This is a genomic window from Streptomyces boluensis (genome assembly GCF_009908195.1).
Taxonomy (GTDB): domain Bacteria; phylum Actinomycetota; class Actinomycetes; order Streptomycetales; family Streptomycetaceae; genus Streptomyces; species Streptomyces boluensis.
This window is the reverse complement of the sequence record NZ_JAAAHS010000139.1, coordinates 1-17068: the sequence shown is the minus strand read 5'-3', so window position 1 is coordinate 17068 and position 17068 is coordinate 1. Positions and strand designations below refer to the sequence as shown.

The following is a 17068-nucleotide window of genomic DNA, read 5'->3' as shown; positions in this document are numbered from 1 at the left end:
GATCAGTACGTGTTGGCCGTCCGCCTCCGGCAGGCTCAACGTCTCGTAGGCCAGGCGGAGTTCGCCTACCTCCGGGTGGACGAAGCGGGTGATGCCCGTGGGGGAGGGGAGGCGGGTCGGGGATGTGAGGCGGTCGGTGAAAGGGGCGCCCGCTGTGATCGTCAACTCCTTGACCAGCTCCGCCACATACGGGTCTCTGCGGCTCAAGTCGTAGTGCAGTGCGGCCACTTGCTCGTCCGCGACGTGGTCCCAGTCCGGGTAGGCGTCCCGCGCGCGGGGGTCCGTGAAGAGGTAGCGCAGCAGGCTCGGCGGGTCGCCGTCGAGGGCGCCGACGGGGCCGACGAGGCGGGCGTACGCCTCCGTGTACGCGACGGACTCCCCGAGGAGGTTCTGCACGACGGCCGGTGTGGGTTCGAGACGGTCGAGGAGTGCGCGTACCGTCGGGCGCACCTCGCGGGCCGGCATCGGTGCCGCCCCGCACATGTAGTGGCCCTCCTCGGCCTTCAGGAGGTGCCGCAGCCGCACGCGGGCGTCGAGGGACAGTCGTAGCGCGTCGCAGAGCGCGGCCAGGACCTGTGCCGAGGGGTGGCGGTCGCGGCCCTGCTCCAGGCGGGCCAGGTACTCGACGCTGATCCCGGCCAGCATCGCCAGCTCGGAGCGGCGCAGGCCGGGCGTGCGGCGCCGCGGCCCGGCCGGCAGGCCGACCTCGGCGGGCGTCACGGACTCGCGGCAGTCGCGCAGGTAGGCACCCAGTTCGTTCTCGCTCACCCGTCGATCGTACGGTCGCGGCGCACGCTCAGGGTGGCCCTGTCACTACCAGCATCGGCGCGGCCTTCCTCCCGTACCGCCGGCGCCGCAGGCTGGCCGCATGACTTCGCAGACCACTGCTCACGTACTGCCCCTGCCCGCCGGGACCTGGGCGTTCGACCCCTTCCACTCCGCCGTCGGGTTCACGATCCGCCACCTCGGCATCGCCAAGGTCCGTGGCCGGTTCAACCAGCTGGAGGCCTCGCTCGTCGTCGGCGAGACCCTGGCGGAGACCGAGATCACGGCGACCGTCGCCCTCGACTCCGTCGACACCGGCAACGCCGACCGGGACGCGCACGTCCGCGCCTCCGACCTGCTCGATGTCGCCACGCGGCCCACCATGACGTTCCGTTCGCACCGGATCGAGGGCGCGGGTGAGGACTGGACGCTCGCCGGTGACCTCACCATCGGCGACGTGACGCGGCCGATCACCTTCGCCGTGGAGTTCGGCGGGCTCGAGGAGTCCCCGATCGACGGCTCGACGCACGCCGGCTTCGAGGCCACGGGGGAGCTGCGGCGGAGCGAGTACGGCCTGGACTTCGCGCCCGCGCTGCTCGGTGAGGTCGTCAAGATCAACCTCGATGTGCAGTTCGTCGCCCCCGAGGCTCAGGCGGGGCCCGCCGCCAAGGTCGCCGCCAAGTAGGGCGCCGTCCGGCTGCCCGCCGCCCGTGCCACCCGCGCGGGCGGCCCCGTGGCGACGATCCGGCCGCCCTCGTCGCCGCCGCCGGGGCCCAGGTCGATGACCCAGTCGGCCTCCGCGACCACCGCCATGTCGTGCTCGACGACCACCACCGTGTTGCCCGCGTCGACCAGGCCGTGCAACTGCCGCATCAGGACCTCCACATCGGCCGGGTGCAGGCCGGTCGTCGGCTCGTCGAGTACGTACAGGGTGTGGCCGCGCCTGACCCGCTGGAGTTCACCGGCGAGCTTGATGCGCTGGGCCTCGCCGCCGGACAATTCGGTGGCCGGCTGGCCGAGGCGCAGGTAGCCGAGGCCCACGTCGAGGAGGGTGGTCAGGCTGCGGGCCGCCGACGGGATGTCCGCGAAGAACTCCGCCGCCGCCTCCACCGTCAGGTCGAGCACCTCGGCGATCGTCCGGCCCCGGTACGTGACCCGCAGCGTCTCGGGGTTGTAGCGGGCGCCGCCGCAGTCCGGGCACGGCGCGTACGTACTGGGCAGGAACAGCAGCTCCACCGAGACGAAGCCCTCGCCCTGGCAGGTCTCGCACCGACCGCCCGGCACGTTGAACGAGAACCGGCCCACGCGGTAGCCGTGCACGCGGGCCGCGTCCGTGTCCGCGAAGGCCTTGCGCACCACGTCGAACAGGCCCGTGTACGTGGCCAGGTTGGAGCGCGGCGTACGCCCGATGGGGCGCTGGTCGACCTGGACCACCCGGCTCACGGACGCCAACTTCTCGGCGGCCAGCGGGAGTTCCTGACCGGCCAGGGTCGACTTGCCGGAGCCGGACACCCCGGTCACCGCGGTGAACACGCCGAGCGGGAACTCGGCGTCGACACCGTGGAGGTTGTGCCGGGTCACGCCGGTCAGCTTCAGCCGGCCCGACGGTTCGCGCACCGTACGCGTCCCCGCCGCCGGGACGTCGAAGAGGAAACGCCGCGTCGCCGACTCCTCGACCCGCGCGAGGTCGGCCACCGGACCGCTGTGCAGCACCTGCCCGCCGTGCTCCCCGGCGCGCGGCCCCACGTCGACCAGCCAGTCGGCGCGGCGTACGACATCGAGGTGGTGCTCGACCACGAACACCGAGTTGCCGGACGCCTTCAGCCGGTCGAGGACCGTGAGGAGGGCCTCCGTGTCCGCCGGGTGCAGCCCCGCCGACGGCTCGTCCAGGACGTACACCACCCCGAACAGGCCGGACCTCAACTGCGTTGCCAGGCGCAGCCGTTGCAACTCGCCCGAAGAGAGAGTCGGCGTGGAGCGGTCCAACCCCAGGTAGCCCAGGCCGAGTTCGGTGATGACCTCGATCCGGGCGAGCAGGTCGGCGGTGAGGACATGTGCCGTCTCGTCGCCGTCGGCGGCGCGCAGGAGTACGGCGAGCGCGGTCAGCGGCAGCGCCGCGAGGTCCGCGATGGTGTGCCCGGCGAACGTCACGGCCAGCGCCTCAGGACGCAGCCGCCGCCCCGCGCACCCCGGACACGGCGCGCTCTCCAGGAACCGTTCCGCTTTCGCGCGCAGCGGCTGGCTCTTGGAGTCCGCGAAGGTCTTGAGGACATAGCGCCGCGCGCTCATGTACGTGCCCTGGTACGGGCGTTGGATACGGCCCGCATCGCGGACCGGGTGCACGGTGACGACCGGCTGCTCGTCGGTGAAGAGGATCCAGTCCCGGTCCGCCTGCGGCAGCTCGCGCCAGGGCCGGTCCACGTCGTACCCGAGCGCGTCGAGCACATCGCGCAGGTTCTTGCCCTGCCAGGCGCCCGGCCACGCGGCGACCGCCCCGTCCCGGATCGACAGTTCCGGATCGGGTACGAGGAGCGGTTCGGTCGTACGGTGCACCAGGCCGAGGCCGTGACAGTCCGGGCAGGCGCCCGCCGCGGTGTTCGGCGAGAACGCGTCGGAGTCGAGCCGCTCGGCGCCCTCGGGGTAGTCGCCCGCACGCGAGAACAGCATCCGCAGCGAATTGGAGAGCGTCGTCACGGTGCCGACGGACGAGCGCGAGGTCGGCGCGGAGCGCCGCTGCTCAAGCGAGACGGCCGGCGGCAGCCCAGTGATCTCGCCCACCTTCGGCGCCCCCACCTGGTGGATCAGACGGCGCGCGTACGGCGCCACCGACTCGAAGTACCGCCGCTGCGCCTCCGCGTAGATCGTCCCGAAGGCCAGCGACGACTTGCCTGACCCGGACACCCCGGTGAACGCCACCAACGCGTCCCGTGGCACGTCCACGTCGACGCCCCGCAGATTGTGCTCCCGGGCACCACGGACACGGACGTACGGGTCGTGAGGGCTGATCGGCACGGGGCGCTCCGGGAAGGGTGATGGGGGCAAACCCTACGATTCTAGGTCGCCGTCAGACCTGCCGTCGCCGTCAGGCCTGCCAGCCGGGCGAGGTCGCGGTACGAGTCGAGCATGGCCTCGCGGTCGTACGTCGATGTCGTGACAAGCACCTCGTCCGCGCCGCTCGCCGCGACCAGGTCCGCCAGGGCGGGGGCCACCTCGGCGGGGGTGCCGTGCACGTGGCCGCGGAGGCCCGACTCGTAGAACTCCCGTTCCTTGGGTGTCATGTCGAGGCGCTCGATCTCCTCGGCCGGGAGCAGCGGCGGGAAGACGCCGTGGGTGCGGGAGTACGCCATCGACCAGGCCTCCGGCAGCAGCAGCCGGTGGGCGGCCTCGGTGGTGTCCGCGACCGCGATGTTCCCGGAGATCATCACGTACGGCTCGTCCGCCCACACCGAGGGCTTGAAGCCGTCGCGGTACCGCTCGATCGCGGCGAGCATCCGGGAGCGGCCGCGCAGATCCCCGATCACCAGCGGAAGCCCCGCCCGTGCCGCGATGTCGGCGCCCTCGCCGGTCGCCAGGACGTACGGCGGCACCCGCAGTCCCTCCGCCGGGTGGGCGTGCACCTGCGGATGCTCAGTCTGGTCGCCGGTGAGGTAGCCGAGCAACTCGCGCAACTGCGCGGCGAAGTCGCGGGCGTCGTCCTTGTCCCGACCGAGCGCCTTGCGCACCCCGCCGGTGAAGCCCACGGAACGGCCGAGCCCCATGTCGATCCGGCCCGGGAACAGTGACTCCAGAACCCCGAACTGCTCGGCCACGACCAGGGGTTGATGGTTCGGCAGCATCACGCCGCCGGTGCCGACCCGGATCGTACGGGTCGCCGAGGCCACCGCCGCCGCGAGCACGGTCGGCGCGGATCCGGCCACGCCGGGCACGCTGTGGTGCTCGGAGACCCAGAAGCGGTGGTAGCCGAGCGCCTCGGCCTGCTGCGCGAACCGCACGGTGGCGCGCAGCGCGCTGGGAGCGTCCTGTCCCTGCCGGGTGCGGGAGCGGTCGAGTACGGAGAACCGGGTCTTCGAGAGCGGTGAGGTCACGGTGGGTACAACGCGGGGCGGCGCCGTGGACTTCCCGCACCGGTCCGGTACGGCGGCCCGACCGTGCCCTGGCTACGCTTGCCGGATGAGTGAAGCGCCCCGGCCCCTCGCCGTGTTCGACCTCGACAACACCCTTGCGGACACCGCGCACCGCCAGCACTTCCTGGAGGGCAAGCCGCGTGACTGGACCGGCTTCTTCGCGGCCGCGCCCGAGGACCCGCCGCTCGCCGACGGGATCGCGCTTGTCCACGAGCACGCGGCGGAGTGCGAGATCCAGTACCTCACCGGCCGCCCCGAGCGCTGCCGCGCCGACACCACCGACTGGCTCGACCGGCACGGTCTGCCCGCCGGGCGGATCTGGATGCGCCGCGACAACGACCGCCGTCCGGCCCGCCACACCAAACTGGACGTACTGCGCAGGCTCGCGCGCGGCCGCGAGGTACGGGTACTCGTCGACGACGACGAGCTGGTCTGCGACGCGGCCCGGCAGGCGGGGTTCACGGTCGTACGGGCCCGCTGGGCGCAGTCGTCCGCGGCCCTCGAGGTGGCGCAGGAGCGGGAGGGACGGACCTGAGGTGCGGGACGGACCGGAGCCGTCCCGTCCCGCCCGGACCGGAGCCGTCCCGTCCCGCCCGGACGGGGCTGAGCTTTCCGCCTCAGAGCTCCCCGTCCTCCAGCCGGAAGCCGACCTTCAGGCCGACCTGGTAGTGCTCCACGGCGCCGTCGACGATATGGCCGCGGACCTGGGTCACCTCGAACCAGTCAAGGCCGCGCACCGTCTGTGAGGCGCGGGCGAGGCCGTTGCGGATGGCCTGGTCGACGCCCTCTTGCGAGGTGCCGACGATCTCGGTGACCCGGTAGGTGTGATCGGACATGGCAGCGCGCTCCTTCTGGGAGGTGACTCCACCACCGTGCCCCAGGGTGCGACAGCGCGCGAGGCGACCGGTGCCGATTCCGCCGAAGCCTTGACCCCTTCGTTGGTCTATACCAAAATCCCGAGCCATACCCGTGCAAGCGGCAGGTGCCCGGCGCCCCCGCTTTCCCCCACGTCGGGCGATCCTCCCGTGTCCGCACACCGAAGGTGACCCACGTGAAACAGCGCTTCCTCGCCCTCTGCCTGGCCCTCGCCGCAACGCTCCCGCTCGGCGGCTGCGGCCTCCTGCCCGACGGGGAGCCGGAGCGCGACACGGTGACGGTCTGGCTGATGCGCGGCAGCGCGACCGACGCCTTCGTGCGGCGCTTCACGACCGCGTTCGAGCGCCAGCACAAGGGACTTGCCCTCGATGTGCGGATCCAGGAGTGGAGCGGCGTCGGCGCCAAGGTCTCCGCCGCCCTGGAGAGCGGCAAGGGCTCGGCGCCCGATGTCATCGAGGTCGGCAACACCCAGGTCGCCCAGTACGTGGACGAGGGCGGCCTCACCGATCTGTCCCTGGAGTCCATGCGCGACTGGGGCATGGACGACTGGTTGCCGGGACTCGCCGAACCCGGCAGCTTCCGCGGCGCGCAGTACGGCATCCCGTGGTACGCGGCGAACCGCGTCGTCGTCTACCGCAAGGACCTGTTCCGGGCCGCGGGCATCGGCGGGCCGCCGCGCACGCGCGAGGAGTGGCTGAGCCAGACGCGGCGCCTCAACTCCCAGGGGGATCAAGGGATTTACCTCGCCGGGCAGGACTGGTACACGCTCGCCGGGTTCATCTGGGACGAGGGCGGCGAGCTCGCCGAGGAGTCGCAAGGGCGCTGGCGCGGCACGCTGCACAGCCCCGCCGCCCTGCGTGGCATGGAGTTCTACCGGCGGCTCCAGGGACTCGGTGCGGGCCCCACGGACGCCGACGAGGAGACGCCGCCGCAGGCCGGGGTCTTCGCCCTCGGCGATGTCGCCCAGATCGTGTCCGTACCGGGGGCGACCGAGGCGATCGAGGAGAAGAACCCCGAACTCAGGGGAAAACTGGGCTACTTCCCCATCCCGGGCCGCCGGGCCGGCACCCCGGCCGCGGTGTTCACCGGCGGCTCCGACCTGATCGTGCCCGAGCGCAGCCGCAGCCAGCGCGGCGCGGTGGCCGTGATCGACGCGCTGGCCGGCCGGAAGTGGCAGACCGAGCTCGCCCGCACCATGGACTCCGTGCCCAACAAGGCGACGCTCGCGGGCGCGGTGGCGGACGAGCCGGGTGTCGCCGCGATGGCGCGCGGCGCGGCCCGCGGCCGGGCGACGCCCGCCTCGCCGCGCTGGGCGACGGTCGAGGCGGACAACCCGATCAAGCGGTACATGACGGAGGTCCTGGACGGCGGCGACCCCTCCCGCGCCGCCCGCCGCGCCTCGGCGGAGATCACGGAGGCGCTGGAGGAGTGAGCACGCCGCGAGGACGGACCGAAGACCCCGCCGCGCCCCACCGAGCCCGTCCGCTCAGACCCGTGCCAGTCAGACCCGTGCGAGTCAGGCCCATCCGCTCAGACCCGTGCGAGCGACAGTGCGAAGCGGCCCGCCGCGTCCGTCCACCAGTGGGTCTGGGTCAGGCCCGCCGCCGCCAGTTCGGCGCGTACGCCGTCCTCGCGGAACTTCGCCGAGATCTCGGTGCGCAGCTCCTCGCCGACCGCGAACTCCACCGCGAGGCCGAGCTCCCGGATCTTCACGGTGACGCCGGTACGGGCCCGAAGCCGCATCTCGATCCACTCCCGCTCCGCGTCCCAGCGGGCGACATGGCTGAAGTCGTCGGGGTCGAAGTCGGCGGCCAGTTCGCGGTTGATGACCTCGAGGACGTTCTTGTTGAACGCGGCCGTGACGCCCGCCGCGTCGTCGTACGCCGCGACCAAAGTCCGCTCGTCCTTGACCAGGTCCGTGCCGAGGAGCAGCGCGTCGCCCGGCGAGAGCAGCGCGCGGACCGAGGCGAGGAACGTGGCGCGCTCAGCGGGCAGCAGGTTGCCGAGGGTGCCGCCGAGGAACGCGACCAGGCGCGGGCCGGGTGTCTCGGGCAGCGTGAGCGGGGCGGTGAAGTCGGCGATCAGGGCGTGCACGTCGAGCGCCGGACGCTCCGCGCGCAGCGCCTGACCGGCCTGCCGCAGCGCGGTCTCGCTGACGTCCACCGGTACGTACATGCGCAGTTCGGTGAGGGCGTCGAGGAGGTGGCGGGTCTTGTCGGAGGACCCTGAGCCCAGCTCGATCAGGGTGTGGGCGCCGGTCGCGGCCGCGATCTCCCCGGCGCGGTCGAGCAGGATCTCCCGTTCGGCGCGCGTCGGGTAGTACTCGGCGAGTGCGGTGATCTGCTCGAACAGGGCGCTGCCGCGCGCGTCGTAGAACCACTTCGGCGGCAGGGTCTTCGGCGAGCCGGTCAGGCCCGCGCGCACATCGGCACGGAGCGCGGCGCCGGTGGCGTCCTCGGGCAGGGTGCGGGTGAACTGCAACGTGCTCACGCGGTGGGCTCCTTGACATCGTCGGGCCGTGCGCGCCGCGCGGCCTCGGGCTCCTTGAGCGGGGTCAGCGAAACATCGGTGCGGCTCGCCGTGAGCAGGGTCCGGTCGGGCACCCGGCGCCAGCGCGGATCGTCGTCGTACGGCTCGGACGCGACGACCGTGCCGTCGCCGCCCGGCAAGGCGAGGTACCAGAGGGTGTCGCCCCAGGCCGTGGCGGTGATCGTGGTGCCGTCGGTGACGAGCAGGTTGAGCCGGGAGCCGGGCGCGGCGGCGGCGACCTCCGCGACCGTGTCGGCGAGTGCCTGCGGCGGCTCGTCACCGGCCCTGAGCCGGTGCAGCAGCAGCGCCCACACCAGGGCCGAGTCGCAGCGCGCCTCCAGGCCGAGCAGCTCGTCGGCGGGCAGTGAACGGGCCGGTACGGCAAGGGAGTCGGGCCAGCCCGCGACCGCGCCGTTGTGGCTGAACAGCCACGGCCCGTACGCGAACGGAGCGGCCGCCGCCTCCCCGTCCGCACCCGGCAGGGTGGCGTCCCGTACGGCCGCGAGGACCGTGCCGCTGCGCACCACGCGGGCCAGATCGGCGAAGGACAGATCGCCCCACACCGGCCCGGAACGCCGGTAGCGGGCGGGCAGCGGGTCCCCGTCCGCGTGCCAACCCACCCCGAAACCATCGGCGTTGACGGTCCCGTACCGCTGGTGGCGGGGCGCCCAGGACTGTACGTACAGGCTGTGCGGCGGGCGTACGAGCAGCTCGCCGAGGGGCTTTGGCGGGCCCACGTAAGCGAAGTGACGGCACATCAGGCACCACCGGGCCGGGGGTCGTGCGCCGTGCGTTCCTCGGGGCTCGCGTCGCGGGCGGTGCGGAAGCCGGAGAAGATCTGCCGCCGCACCGGATAGTCCCAGTTGCGGAACGTGCCGCGGCAGGCCACCTGGTCCACCGCGAACGAACCACCGCGCAGCACCTTGTGGTCCGGGCCGAAGAACACCTCCGAGTACTCGCGGTACGGGAAGGCGACGAACCCCGGGTAGGGCAGGAAGTCGCTCGCCGTCCACTCCCACACGTCCCCGATCAACTGCCGTACGCCCGAAGGGGATTGGCCCTGTTCGTACGCGCCCGCCGGGGCCGGGCGCAGATGGCGCTGGCCGAGGTTGGCGCGGTCCGGGGTCGGTTCGGTGTCGCCCCACGGGTAGCGGCGCGAGCGGTCGTTGTCCTGGTCGTGCCGGGCCGCCTTCTCCCACTCGGCCTCGGTGGGCAGCCGCCGCCCGGCCCAGCGCGCGTACGCGTCCGCCTCGTACCAACTCACATGCAGCACCGGCTCGTTCACCGGAACCGGCTCCGTCACGCCGAAGCGGCGGCGCAGCCACTGCCCGCCCTCGCGGCGCCAGAACAGCGGCGCCGACAGGCCGTGTTCACGTACGTACGCCCAGCCCGCGCCGTCCCACCAGCGGGCCTCCTCGTAGCCGCCGTCGGCCATGAACTCCAGGTACGCGCCGCAGGTCACCGGGGTCGTGTCGATCCAGTATGCGGGTACGTCCCGGCGGTGCGCGGGGCGTTCGTTGTCCAGGGCCCACGGTTCGGTGGAGGTGCCCATCGTGAACGGGCCTCCGGGCACGAGGACTTCATGTGCCGTCAGAGGCGCGGCAGCAGGGGGAGGTTCCGGGGCCGCCAGGGCCGCCGGGCCCCGGCGCAGCTGGTGGGTGATCAGCATGGTCTCGTCGTGCTGCTGCTCGTGCTGCGCGATCATGCCGAAGGCGAACCCCGCGTCGAGCAGTGAACTGCCGCGCAGCGCGCTGGTGTCGAGCACGTCGAAGGCCCGCCCCCGCACCTCCGCCGCGTACCGGTGCGCCTCGTCCGGCGACAGCAGCGGCAGCGAGGGGCGTTCGGCGCGCGGGTGCTCGAACGCGTCGTACACCGAGTCGATCTCCGGCCGCATCGGCGCCCGCCCGGCCACGGCACGGAGCAGCCACTGCTCCTCCTGGTTGCCGATGTGCGCCAGGTCCCACACGAGGGGGGACATCAACGGCGAGTGCTGGGCGGTGAGTTCGGCCGCGTCGACGCAGGTGGTGAGCAGCCGGGTGCGCTCGCGCGCGGTGCTGAGCGCGGCGCGCGCGGCCGTCCGCAGCGCCTCCGGGTCCTGGCCGGCGGCCGGGTCGGGCGGGCCGGTCAGTGCTTCGCTGTACGTCACGGTGTCCTCCCGTTGACTTCGTCGAGCAGATCGTCGGCGGGGCAGCGGCCCCGGGCGACATGGCGTTCCGCGAACGCGCCGACCGCGTCGACCACCGCCGTCGGCGCCCCGAGCGCGGGCAGCGCGTCCAGGGCGGCGGCGAACAACTCCGCTGCCACGTCCCGCAGTTCGGGGTCGGCGAGACCGTGCCGGGCGGCGTCGAGCCACAGCGGGTTGCTCGGCGCGGGCAGCGCCCCGCCGTCCTCACCCGCGGCGCGCTCCGCGAGCGGCTTCACGGTGCGGTACGCGCGCTCCGCGGCCTCCGGGTCGTCGAACAGCGCGGTGGTCACCGCGAGCGGCACCAGCCAGCCGTCCGGGCCCGGCTGCGCGTCGACCATGCGCAGCTCCAGGTGGCCGCGCGGCCGCACCGGCGGGAACAGCGTCGTCAGGTGGTAGTCGAGATCCGCGCGGGTCGCCGGGCGGGGCAGCGCGGCGCCGCGCAGCCAGTCCCGGAAGGTGACCCGCTCCGGCACCAGCCACGGCCCCTCGGGCATCCGCACACACATCACCGGGGCGTCCAGGACGTGCCGGGCCCAGGCGGTGCGCGGGTCGGTGTCCGGCGGTGGGGCGGCGCTGCGGCCCGGCTCGATGGCCGCCCACACCGCCTGCCGGGTGGACCGCCAACCGGTCGGACGCCCTTGGTCCAGGGGGGAGTTGGCGAACGCGGCGACCAGGACAGCGCCGAGCAGATGCGCGAGCCGCCAGCGCCGCCCGTGCCCGAGCGGCCCCGGCTCCTCGTATCCGGCGTCCAGACAGACCTGCACCGACGCGGTGGAGCACATCATGGCGCGCCCGGCGGGCCCGGCGCGGTCGAAGTAGCGCTCCATGGCGACGTACCGCTCGTCGCGCAGCACGCGGTGCGGGGGCTGCCAGGGGTCCTGTCCGAGTCCGAAGAGGCCGAGCCCCAGCTCGGCCAGTGCGGCACGGGCGAGGTCGAGGTCGGCGGAGACGGAGGTGACGCACTCCGTCAGAGAAGCGGCGGGCAGCGAGCTGAGCTCCAGCTGTCCACCGGGTTCGACCGTCAGGGCCGAACTCAGGGTCAGGGCACGCAGTGCGGCTGCCGCCGCCGCGCGCCGTTCGGGTGTCACGGGCTTGCGGGGTGCGCGCAACTCGTGGACCAGCCACTCGAGTTCCACGCCGACGGTTCCGGGTGGGCCCGTCTTGAAGCAGATGCCGTGGACGAGCGCTTCCACCTCGTCCTCGGTCATCCGCAGGTCGTACTCCGTACAGTCGGCCTCACTCATCGAAGGGATCCCCTTGTCGCGGAGCGGCGCCCAGGCGTGGGCGGTGCGGCACAGCCCTCTTTTGGGAGGGGCTGTGCCGTCACAGCCATCAACCCAAGACCCTCGCCGTCGTCCGCACAAGACCGCCCCACGAGCACGCGGGTGAACGGCAGTCGTCGCGGAGGTGCCCTGTCGCCAACTCCCTTGTCCTCGGCCGTGGTTCGGATCGGTGTGGACAGGGTGCGGGCCGACGGGGAGCACCGCCGGGCGTACCGTTTCTCGACGCTACCTCAGCGCCAGCCGTACCGCTCCTTGAGGCGCTTCACCACCAGGTTGAACCGCATCCGGTCGAGCGCGCAGGCCTCCCGGCGCATGCCCCGCTCGTGCACCCGCAGCACCCGGTCCAGGTCCACCCACGAGTCACGGCCCGAGGCGTCCCAGGGTCCGCTGCCGAGCGGCACCCACTCCCGGTCGCCGGCGTGCCGCTTGCTGGAGAGCCGCACACCGAGCAGCGTGCCGCCCGCCTCACGGGCCACGATCAGTACGGGCCGGTCCTTGCCCCGCCCGTCGTTCTCCTCGTACGGCACCCAGGTCCAGACGATCTCGCCGGGGTCCGGGTCGCCGTCGTGGGCGGGCGCGTACTCGGTACGGACGCCGCGGACCTCGTGCGGCGCGGCCTCCTGGGTCGCCGTGGGGCCGCCGCGGCCGGGGGATTCGGGCGTGCGCTGGTCGTTGCTGTAGGCAGTCACGCGGGCCAGGGTACGGGCGGGCGCGGGCGGCGCGGGAGCCTGCCCCCGCGCCGCGGCGGAACCTACGGTTTGTGGGTTACCCAGAGCAGTTCCGCCGGCCAGTGGCGTGCCCAGTCGGGTGGGTCGGTTTCGTTGTAGCCGTTGGGTGTTGCGGGTTCGGGCCGGGGCTCGATGAGGTCGTCGATGATGAGGCCCGCGCCGCGCAGGACCCTGACCCAGTCGCCGTAGGTGAGCTGATAGCTGGTCGCGCCGTCGCCTTCGGCGATGGTGTTCAGGCCGAAGTAGTCCTGTTGCAGGGTCGTGGTCACGCGGCTTGCGGCTTCGTCGTAGCAGGCTTCGAACCATGGGCTGGCGACGTTGAACACCAGGCGCCCGCCTGGGCGCAGGATGCGTGCGGCCTGCGGGACGGCCAGGTGCGGGGGTGCCCAGCTGAGCCCGCCGAAGTCGCAGAAGACCAGGTCGAAGCTGTCGGCGGCGAAGGGGAGTTGTTCGGCGGCGCCTTGCACAAGCGGGTAGCGGGCTGCTCCCATCTCGCGGACCGCTGCGGCGAGTTGGGCTTCGGACAGGTCGATCCCGACCACGTGGGCGCCCTCGGCGGCGAGCGCCCTGGACCACTGGCCGGCGCCGCAGCCGAGTTCGAGGACGCGCTTGCCGGTGACGTCGCCCAGGGCGTGCAGGTGCGCGTCGGGGATGGAGTACATGCCCCACAGCCGGGGTGCGGCGCCGATCTGCGGGTCGTGCTCGTGCTGGTAGGCGCTGCTGATCCGGTTCCAGAGCCGCCGGTTGGCGGGGATGCTGTCCACGTGCCGACTCCAGCACTGCCTGCCGGGGGCGGTCAACACGATTACGGCACCGGCCGGGCCCTCGCCCCGGTCCGGCCTGGGGGAGACGTCCCCTGGGCCCGCCGGTGGATCAGCTCCGCTTGTAGAGGTATCCGTCGCCGTGCGAAGGCCCCGGCACGTACCGGATGCCGCTGCCGCTGATCGTGAAGTACGAGGGGTCCTTCGTCTCGTAACACGGCCCCGGTGTACCGGCGGTGAGTGTCTGCGTGCCCACGTTGATCCGGCTGCCCTCGTTGGCCGTCGAGGTGACCTTCGCCGCGTACGTGCAGGCCATGCCGTTGGTGTTCATGACCAGGCGCACCGCTCCGCCCCCGGAGATGGTGACGGTGCCGGGCTGGCCGACGTTGTACTGGTCCGCGTACCGCCAGCTGTCGACGAAGTACGAGGGGACCGCGCCGCTGCCGCCGCCCGAGGAACCGGAGTCGCCCGAACCGCCGCCGGACGGGCCGGAGTCGTCCCCGGACGAGTCCCCGGAGCCCGAACCGTCCCCGGCGGCCGAACCGTCACCGGACGAGCCGCCCCCGGACGCGTCGGTGCCGCCGTCCGCGTCGCCTGCGCCGCCCCCGTCGGCGCCGCTCGCCCCGTCCTTGCCGTCGGACCCGTCCTTGCCCTTGCCGTCGTCCTTGCCGTCCTCGTCCTTCTTCTTCTCCTTGCCCTTCTCCGAGGGCGAACCGCTGGGGGAGGACGGGGAGTCGGGCCCTGCCGAGGAGGCGCCGCCGCCTCCCGGCGGTGCCGCGTCCTCCCGGCCCTTGCCGCCGAACGGTTCGAGGAGCACGATCGTGCCGCCGCTCAGCGCGAGCACGGCGGCCACGGACAGGGCGAGCACCCAGCCGCGACGGCGCCGTGCCGGCTTTTGCGGGGTGTCCGTCCCCACGGTGGCCGCCGCACCGGCGGCCGGGCCCAGCTTCGCCGTGTCCCGGTCGGTGGGCGCGTCGGTGGGCGCGACGGCGGGCGCGGGCGCCTCCTCGCGTACCGGCGTGACCGCCTCCGCGTCCAGGAACCGGGCCGCCTGCTGCGCCAGGTGCGTCACCACCGCGCCGGGCAGGTGCACGCCGCCCGGCGGCAGCGCCGCGAGCCGCTCCGGGTCCGCCAACAGCTCGTCCACGTCCGGGCGTTCGTCGACGCCCTTGGCCAGGCAGCGCAGGGCGAGGGCGCGGAGCTTGTCGTCCCGCAGCCCGTCGAGCTCGGGTTCGCCCTCGACGATCCGGTACATCACGGCGTGCTGGTTGCTGGCCCCGTGCCCGAACGGCAACTGCCCCGTGGCCGCGTACCCGAGCAGGCAACCGAGCGCGAACACATCGCACTTCGGGCCCGTGGACTCACCGAGCACCTGCTCGGGCGCCATGAATCCGGGCGAGCCGATGACCATGCCGGTACTGGTCAGCATCGACTCGGCGGAGGTCTGTACGGCACGCGCGATGCCGAAGTCGATGACGCGCGGCCCGTCGACGGTGAGCATCACGTTGGACGGCTTGAGGTCGCGGTGCACGATCCCGGCGCCGTGGATGTCCCGCAGGGCGCGAAGCAGCCCGTCGGCGAGCGCGTGCACGGCCTCGGCGGGCAGCGGCCCGTGCCCGCGTACGACCTGCTCAAGGGAGAGTCCGGGGACGTACCCGGTGGCGACCCAGGGGAGGGCGGCGTCCGGGTCGGCGTCCAGGACGGGCGCCGTGTACCGCTTGTCGACCTTCCGCGCGGCGCCGATCTCCCGCCGGAAGCGGGCCCGGAACTGGCTGTCCGCGACGTGCTCCTCGTGCACCACCTTCACCGCCGCGGTGCGGCCGCTCTCCGAACGGGCCAGGTACACCCGCCCCATGCCGCCCGCGCCGAGCCGGCCGAGCAGCAGATAGGGCCCGATCCGGTCGGGGTCGGCCGCGGTGAGCGGCTTGATGCCACCCTCGACGTTGTCGTCGCTGTCCCCGCCGGTCGCACTCGTCATCGTGGTCTCGTCCCCCGGTCGTCCGGCCTCATCGGTCGAAATGTCACGCCTTGCGCACCCTGCTCGTCGCGCCTGCGCACCTTGCTTGTCACGCATTGCGCAACCTTGCTCGTCACGCCTGCGCGCCCCGCGAACGCCGCGCGTCAGTCGGTGATCACGACGCTCGGGAACGCTCTGCGGTTCTGGCCAACTCGCCTGGAGCGCGCGGAGGTTAGAATAGTCCACTCGGGATGGTCGGGGGTGGCGGGTTCGGCCCGCAGAACCGGGGAGCGTCTCGCCGCCTGGAGGCGGCATGGGGGTGAGATGAGAAATCGGACCACACTACGTGCGCGCAACCGTTCTCGCGCGAACCGGCCGACGCCGCAGGACGCACCCGAACCGTGGTGGAAGCGGCACACGAGAGTGCTCTGGCTGGGCGCGGGCATGCCCGTCATCGCCGCGGTACTGACCGCGCTCGCCCTCCAACTCGTCGGCCTGAGCGGCGAGTCCGAGCCCGCCGACGAGCCGGATGCCGCATCCGCGTCCGGTACGCCTTCGGCCAAGTCCGAGCCGTTCGCGGTGTCCGCCCGGTCGGAGAACGAAGCGGGCTGCATGGCCCTGCCCCGGCAGGTGTCCACACCGAAGGACCGGGCTGAACTCGTCTCCGGCGGCGACGTGGACGCTGTGATCCGGCGCAACGACGGTGCGCGGGCCGGTGCGTTGAAGACCGGCCTCACCCTCGAAGGCGGCGCCGAGTCGCTGACCGTCACGTCGATCGAGATCGAGCCGAAGTCACCGCGTGCGGCCGGGCCGTTCGACGGCACGCTGCTGTGCGAGGAGGGCGCCGGGGGTGAGCCGAAGATCCAGCTGTTCGCGGACCTGGACAAGCCGCGGCCCGTCTTCGTCACCGGCGAACACTCCACCCGGCAGTACTTCAAGGACAAGGTCATCACCCTCGGCCCCGGCGAGCAGGTCAACCTCTCCGCGACCTTCCAGGCCGACAAGGGCTCCCGCGCCTTCGGGCTCGTCATCCACTACGTGCGGAACGGCAAGGAACGCACCCTGCCGGTCCCCGCGCCGAAGGGCGTCCGGTACGCGGTGACCGGATACGCCGAGCGGTACGGCTCCGTGTACCGGGGGTCGTCCAGCGGGGTGTACAGCCGGGACGAGGACACCCGGCCCTGAGGGTGCGCGGACCACGCGGGCTCACGTGCTGATCACAGGGGCTCGAGCAACGCCGACCGAACTCGAAGAACGGGGAGCGGAATGTTCGCACAGCTCACTCGCGTCCGACGGTACGCCGGATGCGGAATCCTGCTCGCGCTCGGCCTTCCGCTGCTGTTGGCCGGCGACGGCAGAACCGCCACCGAGCCGCTGGAACGCCCCAACACCCTTGACGTGGCCTGGTCGTTCCGCACCGACGGCAGCGCCCTCGACACCGCCGACCGGCCGGCCCTGGCCGACGGCACGATGCTGGCCGTACCGCAGGGCAGGAAGGTGACCGTCGTCGACACCCGCACCGGTCGCCGCCTCTCCCAACTCCACAGCACCGCCGACGAGTTGGTGCCGCTCGGCTTCTCGGACGGCGTGCTGCTCGCCGTACAGGAGCGGAGCAGCGCGAACACCCTGACCGCGTACGACCCGGCCACCGGACGCAAGCTCTGGCAGCGGACGAAGAGTCCGCTCGCGCGGGGCGGAGAGGACCGCGACTGGCTGCGGATCGCGCCGTTCCTGCCGGAGACCGGACCCGTCGTGGACGCCGCCGACGGCTGGCTCGCGGGCCTGGCGCCACGGACCGGCGCGGTGCGGTGGAGCGTGCAGCCGCCCTCCCTGACCGCGTGCCCGCCGCCGGGCCCCGAC

16 protein-coding genes are annotated in these 17068 nt (G+C 73.0%); 5 read left to right on the top strand and 11 right to left on the bottom strand.

The window, feature by feature from the left end; all coding sequences use genetic code 11:
* Positions 1–768, bottom strand: a 768-nt coding sequence (locus GUY60_RS18700) for a helix-turn-helix domain-containing protein (protein WP_161699282.1), incomplete at its 3' end; no start/stop codon positions are given.
* Between the two features lie 100 nt (positions 769–868).
* Between GUY60_RS18700 and GUY60_RS18695 the strand changes: the two genes are divergently transcribed.
* Positions 869–1450, top strand: a complete 582-nt coding sequence (locus tag GUY60_RS18695; RefSeq protein WP_161699280.1) for a YceI family protein — start codon at positions 869–871, stop codon at positions 1448–1450.
* Here GUY60_RS18695 and GUY60_RS18690 read toward each other — a convergent pair.
* Positions 1414–3777, bottom strand: a complete 2364-nt coding sequence (locus tag GUY60_RS18690; RefSeq protein ID WP_161699278.1) for an excinuclease ABC subunit UvrA — start codon at positions 3775–3777, stop codon at positions 1414–1416. The two genes, GUY60_RS18695 and GUY60_RS18690, sit on opposite strands and share 37 nt — an antisense overlap.
* A gap of 41 nt (positions 3778–3818) precedes the next feature.
* Positions 3819–4850 (bottom strand): LLM class flavin-dependent oxidoreductase, encoded by a 1032-nt coding sequence (locus GUY60_RS18685; RefSeq protein WP_161699276.1) that lies wholly within the window; start codon positions 4848–4850, stop codon positions 3819–3821.
* Between the two features lie 85 nt (positions 4851–4935).
* Between GUY60_RS18685 and GUY60_RS18680 the strand changes: the two genes are divergently transcribed.
* Positions 4936–5424, top strand: a complete 489-nt coding sequence (locus GUY60_RS18680) for a phosphatase domain-containing protein (RefSeq protein ID WP_161699274.1) — start codon at positions 4936–4938, stop codon at positions 5422–5424.
* A gap of 82 nt (positions 5425–5506) precedes the next feature.
* Here GUY60_RS18680 and GUY60_RS18675 read toward each other — a convergent pair whose 3' ends face one another.
* A complete protein-coding gene (locus tag GUY60_RS18675; protein WP_161699272.1) occupies positions 5507–5725 on the bottom strand; it encodes a dodecin in 219 nt (72 codons plus the stop codon).
* Positions 5726–5940: 215 nt separating this feature from the next.
* Between GUY60_RS18675 and GUY60_RS18670 the strand changes: the two genes are divergently transcribed.
* Positions 5941–7197: an extracellular solute-binding protein gene (locus GUY60_RS18670; protein WP_161699270.1), complete on the top strand. Its 1257-nt coding sequence runs from the start codon at positions 5941–5943 to the stop codon at positions 7195–7197.
* A 98-nt stretch (positions 7198–7295) separates the two neighbouring features.
* Here GUY60_RS18670 and egtD read toward each other — a convergent pair whose 3' ends face one another.
* From egtD to GUY60_RS18635, 7 genes are all read right to left on the bottom strand, one after another.
* On the bottom strand, positions 7296–8255 hold the full coding sequence (gene egtD / locus GUY60_RS18665; protein ID WP_161699268.1) for an L-histidine N(alpha)-methyltransferase: 960 nt from the start codon (positions 8253–8255) through the stop codon (positions 7296–7298).
* Positions 8252–9052 carry an ergothioneine biosynthesis protein EgtC gene (gene egtC / locus GUY60_RS18660; protein WP_161699266.1) on the bottom strand — a complete coding sequence of 267 codons (801 nt, stop codon included), beginning with the start codon at positions 9050–9052 and terminating at the stop codon, positions 8252–8254. The genes egtD and egtC overlap by 4 nt, the downstream gene beginning before the upstream one ends.
* The gene (gene egtB / locus GUY60_RS18655; RefSeq protein ID WP_161699284.1) at positions 9052–10422 is read right to left on the bottom strand and encodes an ergothioneine biosynthesis protein EgtB; all 1371 of its coding nucleotides are present in this window, start codon (positions 10420–10422) and stop codon (positions 9052–9054) included. Before egtB ends, egtC begins: the two co-directional genes overlap by 1 nt.
* 14 nt (positions 10423–10436) lie before the next feature.
* Positions 10437–11723, bottom strand: a complete 1287-nt coding sequence (egtA, locus tag GUY60_RS18650) for an ergothioneine biosynthesis glutamate--cysteine ligase EgtA (protein ID WP_161699264.1) — start codon at positions 11721–11723, stop codon at positions 10437–10439.
* A gap of 269 nt (positions 11724–11992) precedes the next feature.
* Positions 11993–12451: a type II toxin-antitoxin system PemK/MazF family toxin gene (locus GUY60_RS18645; RefSeq protein WP_161699262.1), complete on the bottom strand. Its 459-nt coding sequence runs from the start codon at positions 12449–12451 to the stop codon at positions 11993–11995.
* Between the two features lie 62 nt (positions 12452–12513).
* A complete protein-coding gene (locus GUY60_RS18640; RefSeq protein ID WP_161699260.1) occupies positions 12514–13254 on the bottom strand; it encodes a class I SAM-dependent methyltransferase in 741 nt (246 codons plus the stop codon).
* Positions 13255–13363: 109 nt separating this feature from the next.
* Entirely contained in the window at positions 13364–15229 is a 1866-nt protein-coding gene (locus GUY60_RS18635; RefSeq protein ID WP_161699258.1) for a serine/threonine-protein kinase, read from the bottom strand.
* Positions 15230–15652: 423 nt separating this feature from the next.
* Here GUY60_RS18635 and GUY60_RS18630 point away from each other — a divergent pair, with 423 nt between their 5' ends.
* Both GUY60_RS18630 and GUY60_RS18625 read left to right on the top strand, forming a co-directional pair.
* A complete protein-coding gene (locus GUY60_RS18630) occupies positions 15653–16393 on the top strand; it encodes a hypothetical protein (RefSeq protein ID WP_161699256.1) in 741 nt (246 codons plus the stop codon).
* Between the two features lie 81 nt (positions 16394–16474).
* Positions 16475–17068: outer membrane protein assembly factor BamB family protein (locus GUY60_RS18625; RefSeq protein ID WP_161699254.1), on the top strand; the 594-nt coding region annotated here is incomplete at its 3' end.

Coding starts and splice junctions, on each gene's coding strand:
- GUY60_RS18695 (WP_161699280.1), top strand. CDS start 869: ATGACTTCGCAGACCACTGCTCACGTACTGCCCCTGCCCGCCGGGACC.
- GUY60_RS18680 (WP_161699274.1), top strand. CDS start 4,936: ATGAGTGAAGCGCCCCGGCCCCTCGCCGTGTTCGACCTCGACAACACC.
- GUY60_RS18675 (WP_161699272.1), bottom strand. CDS start 5,725: ATGTCCGATCACACCTACCGGGTCACCGAGATCGTCGGCACCTCGCAA.
- egtC (WP_161699266.1), bottom strand. CDS start 9,052: ATGTGCCGTCACTTCGCTTACGTGGGCCCGCCAAAGCCCCTCGGCGAG.
- egtA (WP_161699264.1), bottom strand. CDS start 11,723: ATGAGTGAGGCCGACTGTACGGAGTACGACCTGCGGATGACCGAGGAC.
- GUY60_RS18635 (WP_161699258.1), bottom strand. CDS start 15,229: ATGACGAGTGCGACCGGCGGGGACAGCGACGACAACGTCGAGGGTGGC.
- GUY60_RS18630 (WP_161699256.1), top strand. CDS start 15,653: ATGCCCGTCATCGCCGCGGTACTGACCGCGCTCGCCCTCCAACTCGTC.